14 protein-coding genes are annotated in these 17,675 nt (G+C 64.3%); 3 read left to right on the forward strand and 11 right to left on the reverse strand.

Going from position 1 to position 17,675, the window contains the following annotated elements:
* Nucleotides 1-129 precede the first annotated feature (129 nt).
* The 9 genes from tssH to RB623_RS11745 form a co-directional block, all read right to left on the reverse strand.
* Nucleotides 130-2,874 (reverse strand): type VI secretion system ATPase TssH, encoded by a 2,745-nt coding sequence (gene tssH, locus RB623_RS11705; protein ID WP_308056990.1) that lies wholly within the window; start codon nucleotides 2,872-2,874, stop codon nucleotides 130-132.
* Nucleotides 2,871-3,926, reverse strand: a complete 1,056-nt coding sequence (tssG, locus tag RB623_RS11710; protein ID WP_308056991.1) for a type VI secretion system baseplate subunit TssG — start codon at nucleotides 3,924-3,926, stop codon at nucleotides 2,871-2,873. The genes tssH and tssG overlap by 4 nt, the downstream gene beginning before the upstream one ends.
* Nucleotides 3,923-5,875, reverse strand: coding sequence for a type VI secretion system baseplate subunit TssF (tssF, locus tag RB623_RS11715; protein WP_308056992.1), 1,953 nt, complete (start codon nucleotides 5,873-5,875; stop codon nucleotides 3,923-3,925). Before tssF ends, tssG begins: the two co-directional genes overlap by 4 nt.
* A gap of 6 nt (nucleotides 5,876-5,881) precedes the next feature.
* Entirely contained in the window at nucleotides 5,882-6,430 is a 549-nt protein-coding gene (tssE, locus tag RB623_RS11720) for a type VI secretion system baseplate subunit TssE (RefSeq protein WP_308056993.1), read from the reverse strand.
* 129 nt (nucleotides 6,431-6,559) lie between these two features.
* On the reverse strand, nucleotides 6,560-7,042 hold the full coding sequence (locus tag RB623_RS11725; RefSeq protein ID WP_308056994.1) for a type VI secretion system tube protein Hcp: 483 nt from the start codon (nucleotides 7,040-7,042) through the stop codon (nucleotides 6,560-6,562).
* Nucleotides 7,043-7,123: 81 nt separating this feature from the next.
* Entirely contained in the window at nucleotides 7,124-8,620 is a 1,497-nt protein-coding gene (gene tssC / locus RB623_RS11730) for a type VI secretion system contractile sheath large subunit (RefSeq protein WP_308056995.1), read from the reverse strand.
* 42 nt (nucleotides 8,621-8,662) lie between these two features.
* The gene (gene tssB, locus RB623_RS11735; protein ID WP_308056996.1) at nucleotides 8,663-9,202 is read right to left on the reverse strand and encodes a type VI secretion system contractile sheath small subunit; all 540 of its coding nucleotides are present in this window, start codon (nucleotides 9,200-9,202) and stop codon (nucleotides 8,663-8,665) included.
* 77 nt (nucleotides 9,203-9,279) lie between these two features.
* Nucleotides 9,280-10,617, reverse strand: coding sequence for a type VI secretion system ImpA family N-terminal domain-containing protein (locus RB623_RS11740; protein WP_308056997.1), 1,338 nt, complete (start codon nucleotides 10,615-10,617; stop codon nucleotides 9,280-9,282).
* Between the two features lie 103 nt (nucleotides 10,618-10,720).
* Complete coding sequence (locus RB623_RS11745) at nucleotides 10,721-11,245, reverse strand: OmpA family protein (RefSeq protein ID WP_308056998.1); 525 nt, start codon at nucleotides 11,243-11,245, stop codon at nucleotides 10,721-10,723.
* A 314-nt stretch (nucleotides 11,246-11,559) separates the two neighbouring features.
* Here RB623_RS11745 and RB623_RS11750 point away from each other — a divergent pair, with 314 nt between their 5' ends.
* The 3 genes from RB623_RS11750 (at nucleotide 11,560) to tagH (ending at nucleotide 15,447) form a co-directional block, all read left to right on the forward strand.
* On the forward strand, nucleotides 11,560-13,359 hold the full coding sequence (locus tag RB623_RS11750) for a type VI secretion system tip protein TssI/VgrG (protein ID WP_308056999.1): 1,800 nt from the start codon (nucleotides 11,560-11,562) through the stop codon (nucleotides 13,357-13,359).
* A 16-nt stretch (nucleotides 13,360-13,375) separates the two neighbouring features.
* Nucleotides 13,376-13,924 (forward strand): hypothetical protein, encoded by a 549-nt coding sequence (locus tag RB623_RS11755; RefSeq protein ID WP_308057000.1) that lies wholly within the window; start codon nucleotides 13,376-13,378, stop codon nucleotides 13,922-13,924.
* Nucleotides 13,925-14,049: 125 nt separating this feature from the next.
* Nucleotides 14,050-15,447, forward strand: a complete 1,398-nt coding sequence (gene tagH / locus RB623_RS11760; RefSeq protein WP_308057001.1) for a type VI secretion system-associated FHA domain protein TagH — start codon at nucleotides 14,050-14,052, stop codon at nucleotides 15,445-15,447.
* A gap of 36 nt (nucleotides 15,448-15,483) precedes the next feature.
* Here tagH and RB623_RS11765 read toward each other — a convergent pair whose 3' ends face one another.
* Both RB623_RS11765 and RB623_RS11770 read right to left on the reverse strand, forming a co-directional pair.
* The gene (locus RB623_RS11765; RefSeq protein WP_308057002.1) at nucleotides 15,484-16,680 is read right to left on the reverse strand and encodes an ABC transporter permease; all 1,197 of its coding nucleotides are present in this window, start codon (nucleotides 16,678-16,680) and stop codon (nucleotides 15,484-15,486) included.
* The gene (locus RB623_RS11770; protein WP_308057003.1) at nucleotides 16,677-17,675 is read right to left on the reverse strand and encodes an ABC transporter permease; all 999 of its coding nucleotides are present in this window, start codon (nucleotides 17,673-17,675) and stop codon (nucleotides 16,677-16,679) included. Before RB623_RS11770 ends, RB623_RS11765 begins: the two co-directional genes overlap by 4 nt.

A 17,675-nucleotide genomic window follows, 5' to 3' on the forward strand; every position in this document is an offset into this window, starting at 1 on the left:
GGCGGAACCACCTGTCCGCTGGAACGCACTTTTCCCGTCTGCCAAGGTGCGCCTCGGCAGTTTCACGCGATCCAGGGTCGCGTCCTTCCTTGACTGGTTCTTCTGGGAGCTTGGCGCTCCAGCCTGGCCTTACCCGACTTCGTAGGCGAAGGCTCCGTCCTTGACGTCGACGGCGGCGCGCGAAATCTCCAGCTTTTCCATCGCGCGGTTGAGGAAATGCCGGGAGAGTTCGGGCAGAAGCGTATTGGTGATGATGTTATCGATCATGCGTCCACCCGAATCCGGGTCCCTGCATTGCGATACGATGTGTTCCACCACGGCGTCCGAATAGTTGAACTCTGCATCGTGGTTTTCTGCGATCCGTCTTTTTATCCGGTCCAGTTGTAACCGAACGATGCCGCCCAGCATCTCCCCGGACAACGGAAAATACGGGATTGTAACAAGGCGGCCGAGCAGGGCCGGCGGGAATACCTGCAGCAGTGACGGGCGCAGCGCCTGGTTCAGCGTTTCCGGGTCCGGGCGGGTCTTTCCTTCCTCAGCCATCTGCATGATCACCTCGGTCCCGACGTTGGAGGTGAGGATGATCAGCGTATTCTTGAAGTCGATGCGCCGGCCAGTGCCGTCCTCCATCTGGCCCTTGTCGAACACCTGGAAGAACAGTTCGTGCACGTCGGGATGGGCCTTCTCGACCTCGTCGAGCAGCACCACGCTGTAGGGTTTTCGCCGCACCGCCTCAGTGAGGCGGCCGCCCTCGCCATAACCGACATAGCCGGGAGGCGCGCCCTTGAGTGCCGAGACGGTGTGCGCCTCCTGGAATTCGCTCATGTTGATGGTGATCATGTTCTGCTCGCCGCCGTAGAGCGACTCCGCGAGCGCCAGCGCCGTCTCGGTCTTGCCGACGCCGGAAGGGCCGCACAGCATGAACACGCCGATCGGCTTGTTGGGATTGTCGAGTTTCGCGCGGTTGGTCTCGATGCGCTTGGCGATCATCGACAGTCCGTGCGACTGGCCGACCACGCGCCGGCCCATGATCTCGGCCAACTGCAGGATGGTCTGCACCTCGTCCTTGACCATGCGGCCGACCGGGATGCCGGTCCAGTCGGAGACCACGGATGCGACCGCCTGCTCGTCGACATGGGCATAGATCATGCGGCTGTCCGGGTGGATGTCGTCCAGTTGCGAGAGTTTTCCGCCGAGCGCGGCCTTGGGATCGGTGGGCGCCGGAGCTCCGTCGCCGGCGTCCGTTCCGTCGGATTGAGCCGCGGCCGGCCCGGTTTCGGCATTGTCGTTCGCCGAAATCGCCGGCGCCGCTTCGGCGCCTTCCGGGGTAAGTGGGGCTGCCATGGCCTTCCGCAGTGCCATGATCTCGTCGACGATCGCCCTCTCGCGCGCGAAATCGGTTTCCAGCGCCGCCAGCTTCTCCTCGGTCTCCTTGATCTCGGCCTTTAGTTCCTCGACCTTTTCGGCGTCGTCGCGGCCGAGTTCGCTCTCGCGCTCCTGCGCGGCGAGCGCCCGGCGTTTTGCCTCGATCGCCGCCTTCAGGTCGGAGATCGCCGCGGGCGTCGTCGACTGGCTGATGGCGACGCGCGCGCAGGCCGTGTCGAGCAGGCTGACCGCCTTGTCGGGAAGCTGGCGGGCCGGGATGTAGCGCGCCGACAGCGACACGGCGGCAACCACCGCCTCGTCGGAGATGCGCACGCCGTGGTGCTTTTCCATAGGCTCCAAAATGCCGCGCAGCATGGTGACGCATTTCTCGATCGCAGGCTCGTCGACATTGACCGGCTGGAAACGCCGGGTCAGCGCCGGGTCCTTCTCGAAATATTGCCGGTATTCGGCCCAGGTCGTGGCGCCGATGGTGCGCAGCGTGCCGCGTGCCAGCGCCGGCTTCAAGAGATTGGCCGCATCGCCGGTGCCTTGCGCACCGCCGGCGCCGATGAGGGTATGCGCCTCGTCGATGAACAGGATGATCGGCGTCGGCGAGGCCTGCACCTCGTCGATAACGGAGCGCAGCCGCTGCTCGAACTCGCCCTTCATCGAGGCGCCGGCCTGCATCAGGCCGATGTCGAGCGCGCAGAGCCGCACGCCCTTCAACTGCGGCGGCACGTCGCCGTCGGCCAGCCGCTGGGCAAAACCCTCGACGGCGGCGGTCTTGCCGACGCCGGCCTCGCCGGTGAGGATCGGGTTGTTCTGCCGACGCCGCATCAGCACGTCGATGATCTGTCGGATCTCGTCGTCGCGCCCGACCACCGGATCCATCTTGCCGGCGGCCGCTGCCGCGGTCATGTCGACCGAAAAACGGTCGAGCGCCGTAGTGCCGCGCGAAGCGGCCGTGTCGCCCGCCGGAGCGCCGGCCGGCCGCGCGGTGAGGCCTGAACCGTCCATCGGCCGCAAATTGTCCTCGTCCGACTGCCCCCAGATTTTTCGCGATTCGGCGGCGATGATGTCGTCGTTGAGCTGGCTAAGTTGCGGTGACAATTGCTGCAGGGCGCGGCGCAGCTCGCGCGATTTGAGCGCGCCGACCAGGAGATGGCCGGTGCGGATCTGCGTCTCGCCGAAGAACAGCGTGGCGTAGTACCAGCCGCGGTCGAGGATGTCGGTGATCTGCGTCGAGATGCCTGGCATCTCGGTTTCCTGCTTGCGGAAACCGTCGATGGTGGAGGCGATGTCCTTCAACAGCTTCGCCTTGTCGAGCTTGAAATGATCGACGGTGAGCGAAATGTCGGATCGCTCGTTGGCGAGGATGTGATGCAGCCAGTGCGCCAGTTCGAGATTGCGGTTGCCGGCATTCTTCGCCTGGCGCAGCGCCTGCATGAAAGCGTCGTAGCCGACGCGGTTGAGCTTTCCGGTGACCGTTTCGAGGCTGATGTCGCTCATCTGCGTGCTCCCGTGCTTGTCCGCGCCGCCGGCTTCGGCTTTTTCCCGGCCATTTCGCGCCGCCGTTCCATCGGATCGAAACGCGCGTCGCGCAGGACGATCGTCTCGCCGTCCTTCGGCTGCTTCGGCGTCATCCAGGACGTCCAGCCGAGCTCGCCGGAAACGCCGAGCCGGACCGGCGTCGCCAGCCGTGCATCGAGGCCGAGTTCGACGTCGAATTCGAAGCGGTGGCCGAGATAATAGAAGACGAGGTCGGTGAGGATCTCCGACAGTTCGCCTGCCGGCAGCAGGCGCTTGTATTGTTCGAGGCTGGTGGCGGTGATGCGGATGCGGATCTTGTCGTTGATCGAATAGGCGCGCACGCCGAGCGCTGCGTCGACGCCGAGACCGGAATGGCGCGAACCCAGAGCCATCTGGTCGGAGGCTTCGAACACCAGCCAGCTCCCGACCCGCTCTTCGATCTCCGCCTTCACCTGCAGAATGCTCTCGACCAGTTGCCGCAGCCGCACCGCGCTCTTGATGCGCGAGCCGGTAAGCCCGGCGAAGGAGACCTTGGCGATGTCGGCGACGCTGTCGCGGTCGAGATAGGCGTCGGTGCCGACGCCGGTCAGCGATCCGGCATAGCGGATGAAGCGGTCGTCGGCCGGGCGGTCCGCCTGGGCGATGGGGCGGGCATTGGCCCAGACCCGGAAGAACAGTTGCAGGAAGCGGTTGGAGATGATGTCGGTGAAATGCACATAGGACTGGTCGCGCTGGGACGACCAGTGATGGGCCTCCACGGTCGTGCTCAGCGGCAGCGCGCCCTGCGGGCCGAAATAGCCGAGGAAGCGGGTCCTGACCTTCGGCGCGCCGTTCGGCACGTCCTCGTAGCCGCTGAGGTTGGATGCCGGAAATTCCAGGAACGGATCCTGTCCGAGGCTGACGATCTCCTCGGCGAGCACGCCGTTTTCGCCGATCCTCGGCTTGGCAGGACTAGAGCGTTCGAATTCCCGCATGGTCTGGAAGAAATCGAAGCCGTAGGGATCGGCGCGCAGGCCGTCGCGATAGCTCATAGCGGCTCGCCATTGCCGGCGCGCGGCGGCCAGCGCTTTATGATGCCACGCTGCACGGATTCGATCACCGTCTCGGTGAAGCTGTTGATCGACGTGTATTCGGCGAAGAAGCGGTCGAGCACGGCGCCGAGCAGCATGATGCCGTTGCCCTCGAAGGCGCGTTCGTCGAACTTGACCGTGATTTCGACGCCGCGCGCCGCGTTGAAGCCGTTCGCTTGCCTCAGTCGCCTTGTGATCGGTCGGCTCGACACGCCGAGCACGCCGCGGATGCGCCGCTCCATCACAACGTCGGAGAGATCAGCGAACAGGCCGAGCAACTCGCGCAAGCCGCCGGCGCGGTCCTGCGGGCCGCGGTCGGTCAGGCCCAGATGGTTGAGCGACAGCAGGTTGACCAATTTCCAGGCGATGGCGCCGGGCGGCACGCCGGTGCGCTGGCGCCGTTCCATGGCCAGCACGGATTCGCGCGGCGCGGTCGGCCCGGCCAGGCAGCGCAGCGGCAGCGAGGTATCGTCGGCGAGGTGGAAATCCGTGCCCGCCTCGCCCACCGGCAATTGCTCGGTGAGGTGCCGGTTCGACACCAGCGCCCGCACGCTGAGTTCGCGCACCCGGTCCTTCTCGTCGAGGCCGTCCGGCTCCCGCAGCGACAGGAACACTTCGGAACCCACATAGCTGGCCCGCGCGCCGATGCGCTGCTCCTGCACGGTCTCCCGGCGCGGCAGGCGGCGGGTCGTGTAGAACAGCGCCTCGTTGAGCGGCGTATTGTCCGTCGGCAGGCTGTAGAGCGGAAACGTGCGCACCTTGTCGCTGCTGCCGCTGTAATGGGCGAAGACGTCGATCACGCTGTAGATCTCGTAGTCCATCCAGCGGCTGCGGTCGGCGACCACATGATGCTCGGATTCGTTGCGGCGGATCGGCACGCGGCTGCATTGCATCTCGAACAGATTGGCGATCGCTCCGGTGTAGAGCGAGAAGCTGCGCGGCTTGACCACCGAGGCCAGCCGCGGGATCGACGCGTCGAACTCGAACAGCAGGTCGAAGGCGGGCGCCTTGACCTGGGCGAGCGCGCGGCGCAGGCCTTCCAGCCGGAAGCCGAGAAATTTCTGCGGGAAGGCGAAGAAATCGCGCAGCAACGAAAAGCCGCGAAACACCCTGCCGTGCTGGCTGAACAGCGTGTCGCCTTCGTCGAAGCCGACCTGGCGGATGGCGTCGGCGGGCAGGGGCACGAATTTCGGGTCGCCGAATTCGTCGAGATAGCGCAGCGTGACGCGCCGGCAGTTGGCGAAGATCTGTTCGTAGAGCGAGACGGCGTCGACCTCGGTGCCGACCAGATGAACCGGCAGCGTGTCGATCGGCAATTCGCTCGCGGGCGCGCCGGGCGGCGTCACGCCTTCCTTGTCGGTGGAGAGTTTCGAGGTGCGGTTGCGGAAGCCGAGGCGCAGCCCGGCCGCCACGCCGGGGAGGATTTCCAGGCCCAGCGCCTGCAAGGGAGCCGGGGCGGCGAAATAGTGCGCCGTCTCAAGGTGCAGTGGCCAGATGGTCAGTGCGTTGCAGAGGCGGAAGCGGCAGGAGATGCGTTTGTGCTGCTCGACATAGACGGCATCGACAAGCGCGCCGGCGGGAAAGCGGATGCCCTTCTTCAGGTTCCCGTCGTCGAAGGACGGCTGCACCTCGACCAGCGCGGCGGACGGGATCGGTGCAAGATAGTCCGGCATCACCTGGTCGAGCAGCGCCGCGGTGAATTCGGGGAATTCGCTCCTGAGCTTGAGCTGGACTCGCGCCGCCATGAAGGCCGCGCCCTCCAGCAGGCCGGCGATGCCGGGGTCCATCTTGTCCTCGATCAGCCCGCCGAGCCGGCGCGCCACGCCGGGATATTCTTCCGCGAACTGCCTCGACTTCTCGTAGAGCTGCTTGAGCTCGAGCTGGTAGAGGTCGAGGAAGTCGCGGTTCATGCTGTTCTACACCGGCAGCCGGGTCAGGTTGACCTTGCCGGAGCTGATCTCCAGCTCCGCCACGAAATTCACCGCCACGTCGACGGGCGTACAGACCATTTCGCCGGAGACGGTGAACTGCACCCGCTGGTCGACCTCGTTGGCGCGGATCTCCTTGTCGACCACGACGGTCTCCGGAATGAGCCGCGGCTCGAAGGTGGTCAGCACATGCATGAGCTGGGCGCGGATGCCGTCGACGCCGACCTCCTCGCTGGTCAGGTGGGTGATGTCGGGCAGGCCGTAATTGAGGACCGAGTCGCGGACATAGTCCATGCCGTCGAGCGACACCGTCGAGGCCAGGTTGATGGTGTTGAGCAGGGCGACGAGATCGATGGACAGGTCGCGCTTCAGCGCCGGCTCGTCGCTACGGCGCTGCCGCGAATTGCGGCCTTCGATCACCCGCTCGCCGTCGACGATGCGCACCGCGCTGGCCTTGGCGTCGCGCGCTTCGAAGGCCTCCCGGAAGGCCGACATCAGCGGCGCCTGGTAGTGGGCGTCATTCCTGGCTTTTCGCATCCCCATCGATCCGTTGGGTCGCCGGCATCGCCGTCAAAGCGAGAACTGCCGGCGCTTGCGGGCCGGCAGCTCAGCTCTCCCGAGGGAGAGAAGGATACTCGCACGCGTTAGGGTCAGGCAGGTTGAACCTTACGCCGGCGCGTTCTGGGCGATATCGAAGACGAACTCGTCGCTCGCTTCGAGGCCGCCGGTCTTCGACTGCTGGTTGTACTTCTGCTTGAACTTCTTGAAGTTCAGCGTGACGTTCTCGGTGGTGCGGTCTTCGCCGCCGCTGCCGCCGGTCGAAACGCTGGTGACGATCACGTCTTCCATCTTGATCTCAAGATAGATGAACGGCTTGCCGCCGGCCTTGCGGGCCTTGAACTCGACGACGTCGTAGTGTTCGCCGGTGCACATCTTGCCCCACAGTTTCGGGGAAACGATGTCGGTGTACTTGGTGAAGGAAAAATCCTGCAAGCTCACCTTGCCGCCGCCCATGCCGCCGCCCTGGCTGGCGGTGCCGCTCTGGGCTCCGCCGAGGGACCATGCGAGGACGTCGATCCAGGCAGGGAATTCCTTGTCCTGGCCCTCGCCCTTGAGCGTGCCGATCTTGATAAACATGTCTTGCGCCATAGCAGTCCTCCTGACAGTTAAAACAGCGCATTGGCTGCTGTTCGTTGTTGCGAATGCCTTGAATACCGGGCCGGTCCGACCTTATTCGGCCTTTGCCGGTAGTCTCGAGACAAGACTCATACCGATATCCATGCCTTCCAGTTGGAAATGCGGGCGTAGAAAGAAACGTGCCCCGTAGAAACCGGGGTTCTCCGCATCTTCGAAAACGTCCACGCGGGCGGCCGCGAGCGGCTTGCGCGCTTTCGTTATGTTCGACGAGTTTGCAGGGTCGGCGTCGACATACTGGTTGATCCAGCTTTGCAGCCAGCGCTCCAGTTCCAGACGCTCCTTGGTCTCGCCGATCTGATCGCGCACCATGCACTTGAGGTAGTGGCTGAAGCGCGAAATCGCGAACATGTAAGGAATGCGGGCCGAGAGATTGTCGGCGGCCGTCGCTTCTTCCTTGTCGTATTTCTTCGGGCGGTACAGCGACTGCGCGCCGATGAAGGCCGCCTTGTCGGTGTTCTTGCGGTGGATCAGCGGCAGCAGGCCCGACTTCGAGAGTTCGTTCTCGCGCCGGTCGCTGATGGCGATCTCGGTCGGACATTTCAGGTCGACGCCGCCGTCATCGGTCGGGAACGTGTGGGTCGGCAGGTTGATGACCTCGCCGCCCGACTGCACGCCGCGGATGCGCACCGTCCAGCCATATTCCTTGTAGGCCCGGTTGATGTTGGCCGCCATCGCATAGGCGGCGTTCATCCAGGAGTACTTCTGGCCGCTATGGCCGTCCGTCTGTTCCTCGAAATTGAACTCCTCGACCGGCAGCGACTTGGCGCCATAGGGCTGGCGGGCAAGCACGCGCGGCATGCACAGGCCGACGTAACGCGAGTTCTCGGAATCGCGCAGCGACTTCCAGGCCGCATAGTCCGGCGTGTCGAAGATCTTGCTGAGGTCGCGCGGATTTGTGAGCTCGGTCCAGGAATCCATGCCCATCAGGCCGGGAGCTGCGCCCGAGATCATCGGCGCATGGGCCGCGGCGGCGATCTTGCCGAGGTCGCGCAGCAGGCGGATGTCGACCGCCGAATGGTCGAAATGATAGTCGCCGACCAGGGCGCCGTAGGGGTGTCCGCCGAGCTGGCCGAATTCCTGCTCGTAGACCGCCTTGAACAGCGGGCTTTGGTCCCACTTCGCGTCCGGATAGAGCCGCAGGTCGCGGTAGAGTTCCTGCTTGGAGACGTTGAGCACGCGCAGCTTCAGGCTGGCGTCGGTCTCCGAATTGTAGACGATGTAGTGCAGCCCGCGCCAGGCGCTCTCGATCTGCTGGAAAGTGTCGTTGTGCAGGATCTCGTTGACCTGCTCGGACAGCTTTTCGTCGAGCCGGGCGATCATCTCGTCGATCGTGTCGAGCACGTCGTCCTTGATCAGGGTCGTGTCGGCGAGCGCCTGCTGGACCAGCGTGTTGACGGCGTTCTCGACTTCCGTCGCTGCGCGTTCGCTGCGCGGCTTGAAGCTCTGTTTCAGAAGGGCGGAAAAGTCGTCGGCCTCCTGGACCGCGGGTGCGCCGCCTGGGGCTTTTTCGAGGGTAGGTTCGGTCGCCACGTCTATGCCTCCGCTATGTTTCGCTGCCTGACGGGAAGAGACTTATGCGTTGTCTTCGCTGTCGGCAGGCGGATTGGCCGCAACGGCGGCATCGCGCCGCTCCTTGAGCGCCTTCATCATTTCCGGGTCGGCGAGCAGCTTCTTCAACTGGTCCTCGGCGGCGACCTTGCCGTCCATGTAGCGCTGCAGATTGGCCAATTGCTCGCGCGCTTCCAGAAGCGCCCTGAGCGCCGGCACCTGCCTGGCGATCGCGCCGGGCGTGAAGTCTTCCATGCGCTTGAAGGTCAGGCTGACGCCGAGCTGCTCCTTGCCGTCGCCGCTGAGCCTGTTGGGCGTCCGGAAGGTTACGGCAGGTTCGACACTCGTCATGTAATCCTCGAAATTGTCCATGTCGACATTCGAGAATTTGCGTTCCGCCATCGGCGCTTTCGTGACTTTCGAGGCATTTCCCGAAAGATCGGAAAGTATACCCATGACGAAAGGCAGTTCGACCTGCTTTTCGGCGTTGTAGGGGTCCTCATACGAGATTTGAACACGAGGAGGACGATTGCGTTTGATGAACTTCTGACCGCTGTCCGACATAGTTCATTTCCCCTTTTTGCCGCATGGAACACGAACTTGGCGCGGCTTGTCAAACTGATTCCCAGCCGATTCCATGGTCACTCCGACGCCTTCCGGGGCATGAGATCGGCGATGATCGACTGGAAACTCTGGCTGGTGAACCGCTCCGCCCGGCCGAGCACCATCGGGATGGGACTGGACGGTTCGACGCTGCGAAAAAATGCTGCGACGCCGGTCAACAGGGCCACCGCCTGCTGGCGGTTCTCGGCCTTGAATTCCGGCATCGCGTCCGTTTCCGCGGGCGTTTCCTCAGCCATGGACGCATAGTCCTCGGTGATGGCCCGCATCTTGGTCATGTTGAATTCGAATCCGACCGAGGAATCGACCACGATCGAGGCGTATTCGGCATGGTCGGGCAGCAGCGCCTCGAGCGCGGCCACCAGCGGCTTGCCGACCAGCAGCCTGGCCTGATGGACCAGGATCAACGCGGGCGAGGAAGGTTCCGAGCGACCGAAATACTGTTCGGCGGCAAGCAGCGCTGCTGCGGCCGATGCATGGTCCGCGACGGCGACGGCCTCGGCGCGCCCCGCTGCTTTGGACGCCAGCGACGCCGCGCCGTTGAGCGGGCTGGACTCCTCACCGGCGTCCGCCGGCTGTTCATCCTCCACGGCCTCCGGCTCGGCTCCGGCCAGATCGGGACGCGCGCTGTAAATGAACTTCAGCAACTGGTCGAGCACGCCGCTCAGCAGTTCGAAATTCGGCGAGTATTCGTAGTTGGTGGCCTGGTCGAAGGACGACTGGATCGAGGCCAGCGCTGCCTTGGCCGCTGTTGCCGCGGCGTGGGCCGAGTCGATTTCCGCGCGATGGCCTTCGCTGCGCAGCGTCTCGATGATCTGGTTGATGTCGAGGCTGCGCTCGTCCTCGCGCGCCGCCGCCGAGCCCAGAGCGACCGCCTGGTTGCGCAGGCTGATCGGGCCGGCGCGCTGGTCGCGAACGATCGGCGCGTATTGCAGCGGCAGGATGACGGTGGTGCGGTCCTCCAGCACGCCGATGGTGTTCTGCCGCAGCGTGAAATCGCCTTCGTAGCCGCGCGGATGGACGTCCTCCCAGTACTTTTCCAGGAGCACGGCGATTGCCTGCAGGCATTCGGAGAACCCGATCAATTGCCCGCTGAGCACCTGGAGTCGGGCTTCCAGCGTCAGCAGCCTGAGGTCGCGGGACTGCCGGAGGAACTCGCCGATGGATTTGCTTTCGGCCTTGAGGTCGATGCCGGTGCAATCCACCGGCGCTCCGGTCTCCGCATCCAGATACCGGGTGGGCATCCGATTGTCGGCGCCGAGCATGTAGTTGAGATACTGGTCGTCGCCAACCTCATCCAGATCCGGGCCACAAGGCTCGGTCTCCGATACGGGGTTGAGAAGACTTTCGAAACGCATGGCGGTTTCTGATCTCGCTACGGGCGCCCCGCCGATCGGAGCGCCTGTCTGGAACATACCGCGCTTTGCGTTTCCGCTTCGTGTCGCGGCCTCAAAACGGCCGTTACTGAATCTTTATCCGCATCTCGACGCGGCGGTTTACCGGGTCGTAGGGATCGGTCACGCGCGGGTTCTTCTCGCCGAGCCCCATCGCCTCGACCTTGTCGCGGGTGATGCCGTTGGCGAGCAGGAACGACGTCACCGACTGGGCGCGGCGCTCGGAGAGACGGTCGTTGTACTGCTCCTCGCCGGACGCATCGGTGTAGCCCTCGACAACGAAGGTCGCGGCGCGCAGCCGGTCGTCCTTAAGCGCCTTGGCGAACTCGTTGAGGTTCTGCCGCGCCTGCTCGGTCAGCTCCGCCGAATCCAGGTCGAAGTTGATCAGCATGTCCAGCCCGGTCGGCGCCGGGGTGTCCTTGTTGCATTCCTCGGCCGTGCCGATGCAGATACCGCGTTTGGCGCCGAGATCGGCTGTATCGGCGAAATACTTGACGATCTGGTCCGACGTCAGTTGTGGTCCGGCGGCGGCGAGGCCTATCCAGGAGAAACTTGCGACCGCGAGGACCGATGCAAAAATTGCCTTGCGCATAGCACCTTGACCCTTCCAGCGACAACATGAGTGATGTCTGGTGATAATAAAATGATAGGAGCCAGACTGGATTGTGTCAACGAAACTCAAATCGTAGCTTGGCGTCGCTGTCTGCGAAGTATCGCTTTCTTGGCTGATTCTTGAACAGTCGCAAGCCTTTGCCGAAAGCCGGTTTGGATACGAATCGCCGATCGTGAGACACAGGCTGGAAAAGAAGCCACTCTATCGTGGATGCTGCGCGTACCCTCGGCGGCCGGCCGTCGGGGAAGGGCGCCGGGAGACCGGAGCCTCGGCTTCAGGGAGATTTCGCGGATATGGCCAGTCCCTACACGCAGGACCAAAGGGTCGGCAGGCTCGATACACCGCTCGGCGCGGATCGGCTTGCGCTCATTTCCTTCGAAGGCAGCGAGGGTCTCAGCCGGCTGTTCGAATACAAGATCGTCGCCGTCAACAGCGAGAAGAACATCCTCGGCTTCGACGACGCCATCGGCAAGCACTGCACCCTAACCCTGAATACGGCCGACGGCGACAAGCGGGTCTTCGACGGCATCCTGGCGGAGACGCGCTGGACGGAAACACGCGTCGAGGGAAACATCTACGAGCTAATCCTTCGCCCCTGGCTGTGGGTGCTTTCCAAGCGCGTCAACTCGCTGATCTTCCACGAGATGACCGCCCCGCAGATCATCGAGAAAGTGTTCGGCGAGCATGGCGGCCTCGCCGATTTCCAGCCCTCGCTGTCGCGCGGCTACGCAAAGCGCGAATATTGCGCGCAGTACCGCGAGAGCGACATGGATTTCGTCTGCCGGCTGATGGAGGAGGAGGGCATCAGCTATCATTTCCGGCATTCCGACGGCGCCCACAAGCTGATCCTGGGCGACAGCGCCTCGTCCTATCTTCCCGTGCCTCGCGCCTCGCGCCCCTTCATCTCCATCGACGCCCAGCACCGCGGCAATGTCGAGCATCTATCGGTGTGGCGCCCCGAGCGGAAGTTCACGACCGGCAAGGTCGCGCTCAACGACTACGATTTCAAGAAACCCTCGGCGAACATGAAGGCCGAGAAGACCGGCGACGCCAAATACGAGAACGGCAAGCTGGAGAGCTACGTCTATCCCGGCCGCTATGTGGAGCAGTCGGACGGCAACGACTACGCGCAGGTGCAGCTCGACCGCAGCCGCGCCGAGGACAGCCATTTCCATGCCGAGGGCGATTGCCCGAGCCTCTATCCCGGCGCGCTGGTCAACCTCGTCGACCACCCGGCGGGCGATCAGAACGAGCAGTATCTGGTGCTCGACGCCACCCACAACTTCGAGGGCGAGAGCTACCGGTCGGGCACCGGCAGCGCGCAGGGCTATCTTGGCTCCTACGAGCTGATGCGTTCGGACAAACCTTTCGCGCCGCCGGCCGTCACGCAAAAACCGTTCATCCGCGGGCCGCAGACGGCGAAGGTGGTCGGCGACGGCGAGATCGACTGCGACGAATACGGCCGCATCCTCCTGCGCTTCCACTGGGACCGCAAAGCCGACAAGTCGCGCCGCGTGCGCGTCGCCCAGGTCTTCGCCGGCCAGAATTTCGGCGCGGTGTTCACGCCGCGGGTGGGGCACGAGGTGCTGGTCGAGTTCCTCGAAGGCGATCCGGACCAGCCGATCGTCGTCGGCAGCGTCTACAACGCCGACAACATGCCGCCCTTCGACCTGCCCGGAAAGAAGAACATCTCCGGTTGGAAAAGCAACTCGACCACGGGAGGGGGTGGCTACAACGAATTCGTCATGGACGACACGAAAGGCTCGGAACTCGTCCGCTTCCACGGGCAGAAAGATCTCGATTCGACCATCGAGAACGACGAGAAGCGGCTGATCAAGAATGATCGCGAGACGACGGTCAACAACAACGAAACGCTCGACGTGAAGAACGAGATCAGCATCACGGCGCGCACCAAGATCACGATCACCTGCGGCAAGAGCGTGATCACCATGGACCCGATGTCGATCAAGATCGAGTCGCCGAACGTCGAGATCAACACCAGCCTGCAGTTCAAGACCAACTCGAAGCTCCTGTCGCAGCACGAGGCGACGGCCATGATGATCATCAACGGCACCCTCGTGAAGATCAACTGAGCGGGAGGTCGCGACAATGACCAGCCGCCTCCGCTTCCAGACCGCCCGGGAACTCTTCGAGACGTTTCCGACCGCCGCCGAGGACATGGCCGCAGTGCCGGCCGAACGTCCATCCATCGACTATCTGCGCGACCTGGTGATCGGCCCGACGCCCGAGGACGCCGTCACCTTCTGTTCCTATCTGCTGCCGCGGCGTGTCGCGGTCTGGTGGGGCCACCAGTGCCTCATCAATCTTCCCGAAGGGCTGACCAGCCAGGACCAGGGCCTGCTCGCCGCCGCCGAGGACTGGGTGCGCGAACCCGAGGAAGACCGCCGCTACGCGGCGCTGGATGCCGGCATGGCTGCTCCGGTCAAGACGCCGGGCGCCTGGATTGCGCTGGCCGCCGGCTGGAGCGGCGGCTCGATGGCCCCGCCCGGCATGGCGCCGGTGGTGCCGCCGCCCTTCCTGACGGCGCGCGCGGTCAACGCCGCGGTGCTGAGCGCGGTTGCCCGCGTGCCGCTGAAGCAGCGCGCGATCGTGCTGGAGGCCTGCGTCTCAATGGGTATCCAGATGACGGAAAGTTGAGCGCGGAAGAGCCCGCGCGATATTCGGCCGCGCCGCGCAACCTATTTATTGCGTTGCCTCCACTATGCTCGTTAGAGTCCGCGCCGTTGCGCATGGCGCGAAACTGAGGCATTTGCAGCGGCCTGATGACGATCAAGCTTACGATCGACAGTGTCGATTCCCTTCCGGACGGCGGCCCTATCACCTTCCAGGCGCGCAATCGCGGCTTCGAGATCGGCCGCCAGCAGCATCTGGACTGGACCCTGCCGGACCCGAGCCGGTACATTTCCGGCCTGCATTGCGACGTGCGCTTCGAGAAGGGCGGCTACTGGCTCTATGACGTGTCGCGCAACGGCACGTTCTTGAACGGTTCGACGGCGCGGATGAAGAGCCCGCACCGGCTGACGACCGGCGACCGCCTGGCCATCGGCCACTACATCGTCAGTGTCGAGGTCGACGGCCCTGGCGGCGCGGCCTCCTATCAGCCCGAAGGCACCGAACAGGAGCCGCCCGCCCGGTCGTTCTCGACGCCGTCGGACGATATCTGGGGCACGGGCGAACCGGCTCCGCCGCCCATCGACCGGCGCGAGCTGGCGCCGGAGCCCGCCAACCGCAGGCGCGCGGCGGACTTTTCCAATCAGTTCCTCGAATTCCCGGACGTGCTGCCTTCCGCCGGCGCGGAGCCGGCGTCACGCGATGCAGATCGATCGCCGCCGCCGCCGGCCCGCCCGGCGCCGGCCTATCCGGAATCGCCCTTCGGCCAGCCGCAGGCGCCTGCGGCGCCCGGCTTCGAGGCTCGTCCGCCTGCTTTCCAGCCTGCCGAACCGCCGGCGCCGCGACCACGCCCGGCCCATGCGGCCAATGAATCCTTCTCTTCCGGTCCCGCGCCGGTTGCCGCCGCTCCGGCGGCTCCGGCTCCTTTCGCCGCCCAGCCTTTTCCGCCGGTTGCTCCCGTTCAGGCCGGCGTGCAGGACGCCGCGGCGCGGTTCCTGCAGGGTCTGGCGGCTGGCGCGGGCGTTCCGCCGGAGACTTTTGCGGCCCGCGACCCTGGCGAGGTGGGCAATGAGATCGGCGAGTTTCTGAAGACGACGGTCGAACATCTGGCGCAGCTCCTGCGCGCCCGCGCCGCCGCCAAGGCCATGACCAAGAGCGCCAGCCGCACCATGATCGGCGCGACCGACAACAATCCGCTGAAATTCATCCCCGGCACGCCTGAGATCATCGACGTGATGTTCACCCGCCGCCGCCCGGGTTTCCTCGGCGCAAAAGGCAGCCTCGATGCCGGCTTCGCCGACCTGAAGCGGCACGAACTCGCCACCTATGCGGCCATGCAGAAGGCGCTGTCGCGGCTGCTCGACGACATTTCGCCGGAAGCGATCTCGGCCAAGGTCGGGTCGTCGGCCTTTTCGTCGAAGAAGAGCCGCTCCTGGGACCTGTTCGAGGAGCGCTGGGAACAGAAGTCCGCGGCCCACGAGAACGGTATGCTCGACGTCTTCCTCGCCTATTTCGCCGAGGCCTATGACGAGGCGAGCAAGAAGGGGTGAGGGCGCGCGCTGGCAGGCGCCCGCCCTGTTTCAACCTTACCGGTACGGGTCCGCCGCGTCTCGCAGGCCGTCGCCCATGAAGTTGAAGGCGAGGATGACCAGGATCACCGGGATCATCGGGAACAGCAGCCATGGGTAGAAGGCGATCACGCTGACGCTGCGCGCTTCCGTCAGCAGGATGCCCCAACTGGTAATCGGCGGCCTGAGGCCGAGCCCCAGGAACGACAGCGCCGTCTCGCCCAGGATCATGCCGGGGATGGCGATGGTCGCCGAGGCGATCAGGTGCGACATGAAGCCGGGGATGAGGTGCCGGCCGATGATGCGGCTTGTCTTCGCGCCCATCAGTTGCGCCGCCAGCACGTAGTCCTCCTCGCGGAGCGCCAGCAGTTTTGAGCGCACGGCGCGCGCCAAGCCGGTCCAGTCGAGTAGGCCGAGGATCAGCGTGATGCCGAAATAGATTATGATCGGGCTCCAGGTCACGGGCATGATCGCCGCCAGCGCCATCCACAGCGGGATGCTCGGCAGCGATTGCAGCACCTCGATGATGCGCTGCACGACCAGGTCGAAGATGCCGCCCTTGTAGCCGGCCAGCCCGCCGATGACGATGCCGAGGATGAAGGAGAAGGCGACGCCGAGCAGGCCGATGGTGAGCGAGATGCGCGCGCCGTAGATGATGCGCGAGAGCACGTCGCGGCCAAGCCGGTCGGTGCCGAGCGCGAAGAACTGCCCGCCCTCGGCCGGGCAGACGAAGTGGAAGCTGCCGGGGATCACGCCCCAGAACTTGTACGGGTCGCCCGAGCAGAAGAAGCGCAGCGGCTGCACATCGGTGAGGTCGTCCGTGTAGTTGCGCCTCAGCGTGTCCATGTTGAGCGTCATGTCGCGCCCGTAGACAAACGGCCCGACGAACTCGCCATTGTTGAAGAGATGCACGCGCTGCGGCGGCGCGTAGATGAAGTCGACGTTGCGCGTATGCAGATTGTATGGCGCGACGAATTCGCAGATCAGGATCATGAGATAGAGGGCGGCAAGGAAGACCGCTGACCACAGGGCGACCCGGTGGCGCTTGAATTTCCACCACATCAGCCGGAGCTGGGAGGCCTGGTAGACCTTCGCCTGCTCCTCCGTCATCGCCTCGACGGACAACGGATCGAAGGGCGCGGCGGAGACATAGTGTTCGAGCGGCGCGCCCGGCGCCGGCAATGGCGATGTCGATACAGTGGTCGATGTCGTCATTTCGTGCTCCCGCCCTGCAGCCTGATACGCGGGTCGAGCAGCGCGAGCGCGAGATCGGAAATGAGCACGCCGATCACCGTGAGGAAGGCGAGGAACATGAGGAAGGAGCCTGCGAGATACATGTCCTGGCTTTGCAGGGCCTTGATCAGCATCGGGCCGGTCGTCTCCAGCGACAGCACGATCGCGGTGATCTCGGCGCCCGAAATGATGGCCGGGAGGATGGAGCCGATGTCGGAGATGAAGAAGTTGAGCGACATGCGCAGCGGATACTTTATGAGCGTCTTGAAGGGGTGAAGTCCCTTTGCCCGCGCCGTCATCACATATTGCTTCTGCAGTTCGTCGAGCAGGTTGGCGCGCAGCCGCCTTATCATGCCGGCCGTGCCCGCAGTGCCGACGATGATAACCGGGATCCACAGATGAGAGAGGATCGATCTGGCCTTCGCCCAACTCATCGGCTCGTTGAGAAAATGCTTGTCCATCAAGCCGCCGATCGACGTCCCGAACCAGATGTTGGCGAAATACATCAGGATCAGCGCCAGCATGAAGTTGGGGATGGCGATGCCGAGCAGGCCGAGGAAGGTCAGCCCGTAGTCGCCCCAGCTATACTGGTGGGTGGCCGAGTACATGCCGATCGGGAAGGCGATAAGCCAGGTGAAGATTATGGTGCAGAACGACACCAGCACAGTCAGCCACAGCCGGTCGCCGACAACGTCGGAAACCGGCAGCTCATATTCGAATGAATAGCCGAAGTCGCCGGTCAGCATGCCGCCGACCCAGTAGAAGTAGCGTATGATCGGCGGCTTGTCGAAGCCGTATTCGGCGCGCAGCGCGTTCAGCTTGTCCATGTCGACGCCTTCGCCCTGCGCCCGCAGCTCGGCGGCGTAGCTCTCGAAATAGTCGCCTGGCGGCAGTTCGATGATGGTGAAGATCAACGCCGAAATGATCAGCATCGTCGGGATCATGATGGCGATGCGCCAGAAGATGTATCTCAGCAC

Origin of the sequence: Mesorhizobium sp. LHD-90 (assembly GCF_030929505.1) — a bacterium.
Lineage (GTDB): Bacteria > Pseudomonadota > Alphaproteobacteria > Rhizobiales > Rhizobiaceae > Kumtagia.